Below are 11838 nucleotides of genomic sequence, written 5' to 3'. Positions count from 1 at the left end.
GTGAGCAAAAAGCGCCTCGTATTAACGAGGCGTGATTGACGCTTTCAGCGTCCGCGGCTTTACTCGGTCATGAAATTATGCAAGCTTAATTTCGCGACGCTCGTTTTGCACGCTTTTGCGAGAGCGAACGCTCTGAAGGTGTTGTTATTTTGCATTAGCGCGAGCAGTCTTGTGTTGGCACGGTTATTGCATATATTCCCGCGAAAACAGAGCGGAAACACGCAAAATGTTTCATTTTGAAACTTTCGAAAGTTTCCTGCTTCAAAATTTAACAAAGGACAAGAAAACATGGCAACTGAGAAGATGGAATTCCAAACTGAAGTTCGCGACATGCTGAACTTGATGATTCACTCGCTTTACAGCAACAAGGAAATTTTCCTCCGCGAACTCGTTTCGAACGCAGCGGACGCACTCGACAAGCGTCGCTTCCTCTCGCTCTCCGACGCAAGCCTCCTCCCGGTAGGCACTCAGCTCAAGATTGACATTTCCGTGAACAAGGAAGGCAAGCGCCTCGTTGTCGAAGACAACGGTATCGGCATGAACAAGGAAGACTTGATTAACTGCTTGGGCACGATCGCTCGTAGCGGCACCAAAAACTTCATCAAGAACTTGAAGGATGCCGACAAGAGCAGCGTTGATTTGATTGGTCAGTTCGGTGTGGGTTTCTACTCCGTGTTCATGGTCGCAAAGAAGGTCGAAGTCTTGACGCTCAAGGCTGGCGAAACGCAGGGTTACCTGTGGAGCTCCGAAGGCACGGGCGAATTCGAAATCAGCGAAGCTCCGCGTACCGACGTGGGCACCAAGATTACGCTTTACCTCAAGGACGGCGAAGAAGACGAAGACTGGACCTCTGAATGGAAGATCAAGGATATCGTCCAGAAATACAGCGGTTTCGTGAGCTACGGCATTTACTTCCACCCGGAAGCAACGAAGAACGACAAGGGCGAAATCGAAGAAAAGCCGGAAGAACGTTTGAACGACAAGACCGCTTTGTGGCGCCAGAGCGAAAAGGACGTCACCGAAGAACAGTACAAGGATTTCTACAACGTCATCAGCCATGAAGCCGACGAACCGGCCGCCTGGAGCCACAGCCACGCCGAAGGTTCCCAGGAATTCTGGAGCCTCGTCTACATTCCGTCCAAGGCTCCGTTCAACATTTGGCACAACGACGCTTTGCACGGCCTCAAACTCTATGTGAAGAAAGTCTTTATCATGGACGACTGCAAGGACTTGTTGCCGCCTTGGCTCCGCTTTGTGCGCGGCGTGGTCGATTCCGAAGACTTGCCGCTGAACGTGTCCCGTGAAATCTTGCAGAACAACAAGATTATCACGAACATCCGCAAGCATGTGATTAAGAAGGTGCTCGACGCCTTGCAGAACATGGCCGACAAGGATGTCGCTAAGTACAACGCCTGGTGGCGTGAACTCGGCATGGTCTTGAAGGAAGGCTTCTACATGAACTGGGAACATCTTGACGAACTCAAGAAGTTGCTCCGTTTCGAAAGCACCAAGACCGAAGGCGACGCTCTCGTTAGCCTCGACGAATACGTAAAGCGCATGCCGGAAGGTCAGAAGGAAATCTACTACCTCGTGGGCGACAAGAACGCCATCAAGTCGAACCCGATGCTCGAAGCCTTCAAGGCCAAGGGCTACGAAGTATTGCTCATGAGCGACGGCATCGACGAATTCATGATGTCTAGCCTCACGGAATTCGGCGACAAGAAGTTCCACGACATTTCCCGTGGCGATGTAGACTTCGAAAAGACCGAAGAAGAAAAGAAGGCCGAAGAAGAAAACAAGGGCATTTTCAAGGGCCTCTGCGAAAACTTGCAGAAGGTCTTGGACGAAAACATCAAGGAAGTCCGCGTGTCTAGCCGCCTCAAGGACAGCCCGTGCTGCCTCGTGACGAGCGAAGATGCTATGAGCGCCCAGATGGAACGCATGATGAAGGCTATGGGCCGGAAGAACTTGCCGAAGAGCAAGCGTATTCTGGAAATCAACCCGACGCACCCGATTTGCGAAATGCTCAAAAAGAAGGCCGAAGCGAACGAAGATCTTGGCGATTGGCCGAAGGCCCTCTACGGTCAGGCTTTGCTTGCCGAAGGTTCTCCGCTCCCGAACCCGGCTGAATACGTCGCTGCGGTCACACGACTGCTCGGCCAAGCTGCTGGTAAGTAAATCCTACCGGGCCTCGCTCTCGTTGCCACGCCCGGTTAATACCGGGCGCTTGCAACTCACAACCAAGTTGCTGACTGCAAGCGTGAAGTGACGCCTTCGGCGTCATCCTGAGCGACCTCAGGTCGCGAAGGATCCAGTAACACATTTCATACAAAAAGGCCGCGATTCACTCGCGGTCTTTTTTGCTTTTCTGCGACACTCGATTTGCTAGTCTTTGCACTACTTCGTAGTGCAAATCGCTTCGCCTCGGTCATGGGAAAGCAAGCTTTCCCGCGACACTCGGCTTGCTAATTTTTGACGCAGCGGACTGGAAATGCATTGTCCTTACCCGTGTTGCCCACAAATGAATCATCGTTTAAGCTTGTCAAAGACACATTGCACGCGACGACTCTTCTGCAAGTCTCATCGCACCACTCATCGCTTTCGGCCTCTGTAGACGTCCACAAAACCCCGAGATAGCCAATCTCGCTGTAAATGGGATATATTCCATTGATAAACCTGTATCCAGCAGGCGACGCCGAAAAGGAATAATCATCCGTACCGTTACCGCCTTCAGACCAACCAGAAGTTGATTTGAGTTTTTCACCTGCAGTCTCGGAGCCGCCAATTGCGGCAAACAAAGTATCATATTCAGCCTTCGTAGGCAAATGCCAGCCACTGGGACACGCCCCCTGCACTGGATAGGTGGGTGTACACGTTTTTTGATAACCGCAGCCTTTGCCGTTTTCACTCCATACGCCAGCACTGTCCATTGCTGCGGCCCAAGTGTAAAGGCGACCGTACTTGGAGCAGTACTTAGCGGAGTCATTGAAGCAATAGGAACTATCCGTCTCAAAATTAAGATTCTCAGCCATCCAAATCTGCGAACCTATCTTCACGGTTTTATAAGTTTGTTTATCACGGGAGTCCGTTAGCGTGCCATATTCGCATTCATCTTTAGTTTTTGTTTTGCAGGCTTTTGCCTCGGGCACTATAATAACCGGGGGTTCTATAATTTTAGGTTCGACATCCATCACGCAACGAACAGAATAGCCGTCGTCTTTGTTTCCAGAGCGGATATCCGCACCATCATACACACTCTGAAAATACACGCATCCACTACTGTTTTCATATTCATTAGAACTCCAAAAGAGCGCTTGATACCCCTCCTCGTAATAATCGTCTTGGTAGAGCCAGTCCCTGTAACCAGCAGGAAGCACAGAAAAACCGAAAGCATCAGTCGCATCGCCACCGCGATTCCATCCACTCGTCTTGAGTGTTATGCCAGCGACTTCTTCGCCCCCCACCGCGTCAATCAAGGTTTTCCATTCCGCTGTGGATGGTAGATGCCATCCCTCGGGACAAGCGTCCGCAGCTGCAGTCCATACATATAAGCGCCCAAACTTATCGCATTTATCTTTTGAATTATTGTAACAATAGCAATAATCGTTTTTGTATTTAGCCTCTCTCCTGTAATTCAGGTTCTGGGCCATCCACCACTGGTCACCGATTTTCACAGTCTTGTAAGTTTGTCCGTCGCGGTCATCCACCAATTCGCCATACTCGCAATTATCTTTAGTTGAAGTTTTGCAGCCTTTGGGCACAGCTACAGAGCTCCCCGATTTCGCAGATGAAGAAGACTTTGCGCTAGAAGAAGAGTTTGCCTTGCTACTGCTAGACTTTTCATTAGACGAAGTTTTGGAATCCAGAATGCAACGGACGGACATTGCATTGATCATCGGCTCACCCCAAATATCAGCCTTTGCGTAACGATTCTCCAAAGACATGCAGAACGCGTGATCAACTAGAATCCTATTGCCATCAAGCCTAGTCGATGTTTCAACATCTTCCGTAGAACTCCAGAAATACGCCTCTGTCTTGTCGCCAATAAAATCGTACGATTCAATATTCTCAGTGACATAATCACTCAAATCGTCTTCCTTTCTGAAGCCTCCAGGGAGGGCCGTAAAACCATACTCATCCGTTCCAACAGTTTCTTTTTTCTCAAATTTCCAGCCGTCAACAGACTTGAGCTTTATTCCCGCATTACCGCTACCGCCAACTGTTTGGATCAAGGTTTCAAATTCGTCCTTAGAGGGCAAGTGCCAGCCGCCAGGGCAAACTTCCGTCGCGGCATCCCACTTGTAAAGGCGACCGTATGTACCGCACAAGCCCGGATGACTATTTTGCATGTATGAAGGTTCTTCGCCAAAGCAGTAGCTAAGGCCCGAATTATAATTCAAGTTTTCCGCCATCCAGACCTGGTCGCCGATTTTCACGGTCTTGTAGGTTTTGTTGTCGCGAGGGTCCTTCATGGTGTTGTTTTTCTCGTCATATATAGCCTTAGCGCTGTTCGCACTTGAGGATGTTTTCGCAGACGAAGAAGACTTAGCAGAACTAGACGAAACTTTTTTACTTGACGAGGAGTTCGCGTTGCTGCTGCTGGATTTTTTCACAGCGCTGCTAGACACAGGTTCTTCTGAATCAGCATTGCTGCCAGAATCACCACCGCAGGCGGTAAAGACAGACATAGCCGTCACAAGCAAGAACGGCAAAAACCTAGCAAACATTTTCATAAACATCTCCTCCCCATACATTTGAGGTAAATATAAGTAATTTGAGGATTTAAAAAGGCGATCCCGGAACAAAAGCAACCAAGGCGAACGCTGCGAAAATGCTTGCATTTTCATAGCTGAGCCGAAGGGCTTTGTACTTGTACAAGTCCGGGATGACAAAGCAAGAAAATCTCATTCCACAATTTTTTCAAGCAGCGAAATAGCCTTTTTCATCTGTTTTTCGGGAACAGATGAATAATTGATGACAAATTCATGTTGCGAAGGTTCGTCCATCGTGTAGTAATCCGAAAGCGCTCCGATGCGTACGCCTTTTTCAAGCGCTTGTTTGCAGAATTCTTCGTCAGAAAGTGCTGTGTTTATTTTTAGAATAAAATGCAGACCGGCATCCTGTTCGGCAATTTCAACGCGATCACGAAGTTTGCTACGACGAATCGTTTCAAGCAGAGCATCACGACGATGGCGGTAGAAATTACGCATGCGGTTGATGTGCTTTTCGTAATGTCCGCCGCTGATGAATTTTGCAAGCACATACTGCACGAGATTCGAAATCGTACAAGTGTAAAACGAAAACTCTTCGCGAAACTTTTTCGCAAGCGGTTTCGGGAGAATCATATAGCCCACGCGCACTGTCGAGGCAAGCGTTTTAGAAAATGAATTTATATAAATCGTTTTGTCTTGCACATCAATGTTTTGGAGAGCCGGAATCGGGCGCCCCACCATACGGAACTCGCTATCATATTCGTCTTCAACAATGTAGCGGTTGCTAGATTTTGCAGCCCAGCTTAAAAGTTCATAGCGACGGCTCACAGGCATCACCTTGCCAGTCGGGAAATGGTGCGACGGCGAAAGATGAACGACATCTGTGCAAGTTTCTTCAAGCTGGTCTATGCGAACGCCCTGTTCATCTAGCGGGATAAAATTGCAAACGACATTTAGCTTTTGGTAGATTTTAGAAATTTTGCTATAACCAGGATCTTCAACGCCATACTTTTTATCAAAGCCCAAAAGCTGCACAAGCCAAGTGTAAAGGCAATCTGTTCCAGCACCGACGACAATCTGTTCTGGATCCACGCGCATCCCGCGAAACTCTAGAAGCATCTTGGCGATCGCTTTTCGAAGCGCGATAACGCCAGAATTCGGCGAACGAGTCAGCAGCTCATTTTGCTGTTCGCAAAGAACTTTTCGCGTAATCTTCGCCCACGTCGAGAACGGGAACGTCGAAGCATCTACTTGATTATTGACGAAATCGGCAATGTAATGTAGAGCCTTAGGCGGTTCAATGCGTTGCGATTCACGGGATTGCTTGGCGGGAATAGGCTTTGGGAGAATTCGCGGATTTTTTGATTGAATCACCGCAACGAAAAAGCCCTTGCGCGGGAGCGAGTAAATAAAGCCTTCGGCTAAAAGCTGCTCGTATGCATTTTCAACAGTCACGACGCTCACGCCCAACGCATTTGCAAACGGACGCTTCGACGGAAGCTTCGCATCCGCCTCCAGACGCCCCGACAGAATATCATCCTTGATAGAACGATACAAGAAATGATAAAGAGTATCATCCCCCGCCTTTGAGATATCATATGAAAGCATTTAGGAAATCCTTTTCTGTAAACCAAGAAGGCGATGCCCGAATAAATCGGGCATGACATCATTATTATAACGAGCGAGGACCGTTTCGAGTGTTTTTACAAAGCGACAAAGAGTAATTCATAAACTGACCACAATCTGACATTAAACTGAACCTATTAAAATAATAGAAATTTGAATATTTGATAAAGTCAATAAAAAGTCTAATTTAAGCCTCAAAACGAAACAAACGCAACAAGGAGAACCCAATGCCTACAGAAAACCGCTACGAACTCAACAAGAATCTCGCCCAAATGCTTAAAGGCGGAGTCATTATGGATGTGACCACCCCGGAACAAGCAAAAATTGCAGAAGCAGCCGGTGCTGCCGCCGTCATGGCACTCGAGCGCATCCCTGCCGACATCCGCGCCGCAGGCGGAGTCTCGCGCATGAGCGACCCCAAGATGATCAAGGGCATCCAAGACGCCGTTTCCATCCCCGTGATGGCCAAGTGCCGCATCGGTCACTTTGTCGAAGCACAACTTTTGGAAGCCATCGAAATTGACTACATTGACGAAAGTGAAGTACTCTCCCCCGCCGATGACGTCTTCCATATCAACAAGCACGAATTCAAAGTGCCGTTCGTCTGCGGAGCCCGTGACCTCGGCGAAGCCCTCCGCCGCATTGAAGAAGGCGCTTCCATGATCCGCACCAAAGGCGAACCGGGAACAGGTGACATCGTGCAAGCCGTCCGCCACATCCGCCTCATGAATCAGGAAATCGCACGCATCACCTCTATGCGTGAAGACGAACTCTTCAACCGCGCCAAGGAATTGCAAGTTTCGTACGAACTCGTAAAGTACGTTCATGACCACAAGCGACTCCCCGTCGTGAACTTTGCCGCAGGTGGCGTTGCCACCCCTGCTGACGCCGCCCTCATGATGCAGCTCGGCGCCGAAGGCGTGTTCGTCGGATCAGGTATTTTCAAGTCCGGCAATCCGGCCAAGCGTGCCGCCGCGATCGTGCAAGCTGTCACAAACTACAAGGACGCCAAACTCATTGCCAAGCTCTCCGAAGATTTAGGCGAAGCGATGGTCGGCATCAACGAAAACGAAATTGCACTTTTAATGGCTGAACGAGGAAAGTAAATGAGCGAAAACAAAACAAACATCCACATCAAAATCGGCGTACTCGCCGTACAAGGTGCATTTGCTGAGCACCGCCAGATCCTTGAGAAGCTCGGCGTTGAAACGTTTGAAATCCGCCAGTTGCGAAACCTCGAACAAGATTTCGATGGGCTCATTTTACCCGGCGGCGAAAGCACCGTACAAGGAAAGCTTTTGCACGACCTCAGACTTTTCGAGCCTTTACGCGAACGCATTGAAAGCGGACTCCCCACTTTTGGCACTTGCGCAGGTCTTATATTGCTTGCCGAGAAATTGAGCAATGACGGTCACACGTATTTTGCGACAACGCCCGTCACTGTAGAACGCAATGCCTACGGTCGGCAGCTCGGGAGTTTTTACACCGAAGAAAATTTTGAGGGAATCGGGAAAATCCCGATGACATTCATCCGAGCCCCGCTCATACAGCGCGCAAGCCAGGATGTGCAAATTCTCGCGACCGTTCAAAATCAAATTGTCGCTGTGCGATACAAGAATCAACTCGCTATTTCGTTCCACCCAGAACTCAATAGCGATTTACGAGTGCATCAATATTTCGTGGAGGAAATAGTGAAAGCGAATCAAATACAGGCAAAGAAAGCTGCTTAAATAATTAGCGCGTAACGAGCGCGATAATAGCTGTTATAAGACCGCCAACAGCAACACCCGCCAGCACAATAAAAGCCACCATCATCCACTTGACGTACTTCGCCAGGCGAACAACCATGGAATTTTGGTCTTTGGCAAATTGCTGATAAGCGTTGAGAGCAGCCATCACCGTAAAGCCCACATCATCAAGCCAGCCAAACAGCGGAATCGTATCCGGGACCGCATCAATCGGAGATAAATCGTAAACCACCGCAAGCATAGCGATAATCACAGAAAGCGCTTTCCAGACAACGGGAGCGCCATTCTGTTCATCCCCCGTTTTCACAGTTTTCCTTTCACGATGCATATCGTTCATATCGTGAACTTCAACATCATCGTAAACTTTACCATTAGCCATTCAAACCAATCCTTCTAATCAAATTACTTTTTAAATATACAAACAAAAAGAAAAAGACTACCGATTTCTCGATAATCTTTTTCTAAAAGTATCTGCTATTTGCGCCGTTTAGCGAACGTTCCTAGCCATGATATAATTTACTTGTCTGGTAATTCGGTTCAGACGTGAGGTTCACACCGAGGCGGCGGAACACACCAACGTCAACCTGCGAAAGAATCACGCTGGAGTGGACTTCGCAATGGCGGAGTTCCGGGAGTTTTTCGAGCGCAATCTTTGCATTGTAATCCGTCAGAGCGCAAACGGAGAGAGCCACGAGGACTTCGTCCATGTGGAGGCGCGGGTTCTTATGGCCGAGCTGCTTGGTCTTGAGGTTCTGAATCGGTTCAATCACCATCGGAGAGAGCAAGCGGACTTCGTCCGGAATGCCAGCCAAGTGCTTGAGAGAATCGAGCAACATAGCAGAAGAAGCACCAAGAAGCGAAGAAGTCTTACCCGTAATGATCGTGCCATCGTTCAATTCAATAGCGACTGCCGGACCGTTCGTTTCTTCAGCCTTTGCCACAGCGGCGACAGCAACCTTGCGGTCCTTAGCGCTGATGTGAGCCTGTTCCATCACAAGTTCAAGCTTGTAGACTTGATCCTTTTCGGCATTGCCCTTGCGGACTTGGCACAAAGTATTGTAGTAACGGCGAATGATTTCAGCATTGGCGGCTTCGCAAACAGCGGCATCGTCAACAATGCAGTTGCCAGCCATGTTCACGCCCATGTCCGTCGGAGACTTATACGGAGACTGTCCCAAAATGCGGGTGAAGAGAGCGTTCAGCACCGGGAAGATTTCGACATCGCGATTGTAGTTAATCGTCGTTTTGCCGTAAGCTTCCAAGTGGAACGGGTCAATCATGTTCACGTCGTTCAAGTCAGCCGTTGCAGCTTCGTAAGCGAGGTTGACCGGGTGCTTGAGCGGGATGTTCCAAATCGGGAACGTTTCAAACTTGGCATAGCCAGCCTTGACACCGCGCTTGTTTTCATGATAAATTTGCGAGAGGCAGACAGCCATCTTTCCACTACCCGGACCCGGAGCGGTCACCACCACGAGTTCGCGAGAAGTTTCAACAAATTCATTCTTGCCATAACCATCATCGCTCACCACGAGCGGGATGTTGCTCGGATAACCGGCAATCGGATAATGGCGATAGACCTTGAGTCCGAGGCCTTCGAGCTTTTTCTGGTAAGCAACTGCGCTCGGCTGTTCTTGCCAGCGGGTCAGCACCACACTGCTCACATAAAGACCATAACCGCGGAAAGCGTCAATCAGGCGAAGAACGTCCTGATCGTAGGTAATGCCGAGGTCGCCACGAACCTTGTTCTTTTCGATGTCGCCAGCATTGATGGCGATGATGACTTCGGCCTTATCCTTGAGCTTTTCGAGCATGCGAATTTTGGAGTCAGGAGCAAAGCCCGGCAAAACGCGGCTTGCGTGATGGTCATCAAAAAGTTTACCACCAAATTCAAGATAAAGTTTTCCACCAAATTTAGAGATACGTTCTTGAATTTTTTCAGATTGAGTTTTTAGATAAGCATCGTTATCAAAACCAACTTTAAACATATATCACTACCATTTTTAGGGTTTTCACAATTATAAAAAAATGTAAACCACTATCTCAAGTCCAAAAAACTATTTTTTTGCCATATTTCTAAATTTGTGGCATACATGTTTACATATCGCTACAGAGAACTCGCTGTCGCCCTTGAAAAAAAAGGCGAAGTCCGTCTTGCGCTCGCCAAGACGCTCCGAGTGAACCCCGAAGAAATCTTCAATCTCGAAGTCGAACGCTTTTCGCTAGACTCCAGACGCAAAGGCGACTTGCACTGGTCTTACAATGTCGTTTTCGACCTGAAGCGCAAAGTCCGTGCTACGGGGAACAACGCCCGCGGGCTCATCGAATCCAAACGCGAGATTCGCAGCCTCGATGCAGAACCGTTAAAAGACACTGTAGCGATGGCTAGCCACGTGGATGTCATTGGAGCAGGGCCTAGCGGTCTTTGGGCTGCGCTACATCTTTTGCGCAAAGGGTTCTCTGTCGACATTTACGAACAAGGTAAGCAAGTTGAAGAACGTTTTCGCGACATCCGCAAATTCTTTGTAGACCGCAAGTTCAACGCCTACAGCAACGTGTTATTTGGTGAAGGTGGAGCAGGCGCATTCAGCGATGGCAAGCTCAACACCCGTAGCCGCAACCTGTTCAGCGAAACCGTACTCAAGGACATGGTAGACTTTGGCGTTGACGAAAGCGTTGTCACGTTTGCAAAGCCGCACATCGGCACAGACAAACTCGTACTCATGTTGCGTCAAGTCCGCGCCGAGATTGTCCGCCTCGGCGGGCATATTCATTTCAACACGAGCCTTGAAGATATTGAAATCAAAGATGGTCGCATTTGCGCGATCAAGCTAAGGGAGATTCCCGCATGCGCGGGAATGACAAGTGCGGGCGCAGGGATCGCGGAATCGCATTGGCAACCGTGCGAAGCGCTGGTCCTTGCAGTCGGGCATTCCGCTCGTAGCGTTTACGAGATGCTCCACGCTCGCGGCGTGACTCTCGAAAGCAAGGCGTTCGCCATGGGCGTCCGCGTCGAACACCCACAATCGCTCATCAACATGCGACAGCTCGGACTGAACGTAGATACAAGACTCACTGGAGCCGCCGAATATTTCCTCGCCACGCCGACAATCAACAAGACTTCGAGCGCCTACAGCTTTTGCATGTGCCCCGGCGGAGTCCTTGTGCCATGTGCCTCGGAACCGGGAACGCTTGCAACAAACGGCATGAGCTACAGCCGCCGCAATGGTGCATTCGCGAACGGAGCCATCGCCGTCCCGATTACAGCAGGCGCCGAAGGCTTTGACATTCCTTCAAGCGGTTCGCTTTTTGGCGGTCTCGACTTGCAACGAAAAATCGAAACAGACGCCTACAACGTCGGCGGAAAAGTTTACGCCGCTCCCGCGCAAACGATCAAGAACTTCCTCGCCCACCGCGAAGACAAAACGCTCCCCAAAACCACCTACCCTTGCGGACTCGTGCCAAGCAATCTGTGGGATTGGATGGACAAGACGATATGCCAAAGTCTCGCCGAAGGCTTCCAAAATTTTGACCGCAAAATTCCGGGATTCATCAACGAAGGCCTGATTGTCGCCCCCGAAACGCGCACTAGCTCGCCGCTCCGCATCACGCGCAACAACGAAACACTCGAAAGCGTAAACACCCAAGGGCTCTTCGTCCTCGGCGAAGGAGCTGGCTACGCAGGCGGAATCGTCACCAGTGCCGCAGACGGCGTACGACTTGCACACTACGCCAAAAAATGCAAGTAAACCATT

The 11838-nt window shown here is 49.5% G+C and carries 8 protein-coding genes; 4 read left to right on the top strand and 4 right to left on the bottom strand.

The window, feature by feature from the left end:
• Positions 1 to 288: 288 nt before the first annotated feature.
• Positions 289 to 2178: a molecular chaperone HtpG gene (htpG, locus tag B7982_RS04910; protein ID WP_088659788.1), complete on the top strand. Its 1890-nt coding sequence runs from the start codon at positions 289 to 291 to the stop codon at positions 2176 to 2178.
• Positions 2179 to 2465: 287 nt separating this feature from the next.
• On the opposite strand, the gene B7982_RS04905 is transcribed toward htpG, so the two are convergent.
• A complete protein-coding gene (locus B7982_RS04905) occupies positions 2466 to 4733 on the bottom strand; it encodes a fibrobacter succinogenes major paralogous domain-containing protein (protein WP_088659787.1) in 2268 nt (755 codons plus the stop codon).
• 171 nt (positions 4734 to 4904) lie between these two features.
• On the bottom strand, positions 4905 to 6320 hold the full coding sequence (locus B7982_RS04900; RefSeq protein WP_088659786.1) for a PLP-dependent aminotransferase family protein: 1416 nt from the start codon (positions 6318 to 6320) through the stop codon (positions 4905 to 4907).
• Between the two features lie 245 nt (positions 6321 to 6565).
• Between B7982_RS04900 and pdxS the strand changes: the two genes are divergently transcribed.
• A complete protein-coding gene (gene pdxS, locus B7982_RS04895; RefSeq protein WP_088659785.1) occupies positions 6566 to 7444 on the top strand; it encodes a pyridoxal 5'-phosphate synthase lyase subunit PdxS in 879 nt (292 codons plus the stop codon).
• A 27-nt stretch (positions 7445 to 7471) separates the two neighbouring features.
• Positions 7472 to 8068, top strand: coding sequence for a pyridoxal 5'-phosphate synthase glutaminase subunit PdxT (gene pdxT / locus B7982_RS04890; RefSeq protein WP_369833074.1), 597 nt, complete (start codon positions 7472 to 7474; stop codon positions 8066 to 8068).
• A gap of 4 nt (positions 8069 to 8072) precedes the next feature.
• On the opposite strand, the gene B7982_RS04885 is transcribed toward pdxT, so the two are convergent.
• Complete coding sequence (locus B7982_RS04885) at positions 8073 to 8465, bottom strand: YkvA family protein (protein ID WP_088659783.1); 393 nt, start codon at positions 8463 to 8465, stop codon at positions 8073 to 8075.
• Positions 8466 to 8586: 121 nt separating this feature from the next.
• Complete coding sequence (locus tag B7982_RS04880; protein WP_088659782.1) at positions 8587 to 10071, bottom strand: DUF1846 domain-containing protein; 1485 nt, start codon at positions 10069 to 10071, stop codon at positions 8587 to 8589.
• A gap of 105 nt (positions 10072 to 10176) precedes the next feature.
• On the opposite strand from B7982_RS04880, the gene B7982_RS04875 reads away from it, so the two are divergent.
• Positions 10177 to 11832: an NAD(P)/FAD-dependent oxidoreductase gene (locus tag B7982_RS04875; RefSeq protein WP_088659781.1), complete on the top strand. Its 1656-nt coding sequence runs from the start codon at positions 10177 to 10179 to the stop codon at positions 11830 to 11832.
• Positions 11833 to 11838: the final 6 nt, after the last annotated feature.

Origin of the sequence: Fibrobacter sp. UWB2, from assembly GCF_002210425.1 — a bacterium.
GTDB lineage: Bacteria > Fibrobacterota > Fibrobacteria > Fibrobacterales > Fibrobacteraceae > Fibrobacter > Fibrobacter elongatus.
Note: the sequence above shows the minus strand (reverse complement) of the source record. Positions and strands in the feature narration are given on the sequence as shown.

Bases quoted from the DNA above. Each gene is read 5' to 3' on its own strand.
- B7982_RS04900 (WP_088659786.1), bottom strand. From the start codon at position 6,320: ATGCTTTCATATGATATCTCAAAGGCGGGGGATGATACTCTTTATCAT.
- B7982_RS04905 (WP_088659787.1), bottom strand. From the start codon at position 4,733: ATGAAAATGTTTGCTAGGTTTTTGCCGTTCTTGCTTGTGACGGCTATG.
- htpG (WP_088659788.1), top strand. From the start codon at position 289: ATGGCAACTGAGAAGATGGAATTCCAAACTGAAGTTCGCGACATGCTG.
- B7982_RS04880 (WP_088659782.1), bottom strand. From the start codon at position 10,071: ATGTTTAAAGTTGGTTTTGATAACGATGCTTATCTAAAAACTCAATCT.
- B7982_RS04885 (WP_088659783.1), bottom strand. From the start codon at position 8,465: ATGGCTAATGGTAAAGTTTACGATGATGTTGAAGTTCACGATATGAAC.
- B7982_RS04875 (WP_088659781.1), top strand. From the start codon at position 10,177: ATGTTTACATATCGCTACAGAGAACTCGCTGTCGCCCTTGAAAAAAAA.
- pdxS (WP_088659785.1), top strand. From the start codon at position 6,566: ATGCCTACAGAAAACCGCTACGAACTCAACAAGAATCTCGCCCAAATG.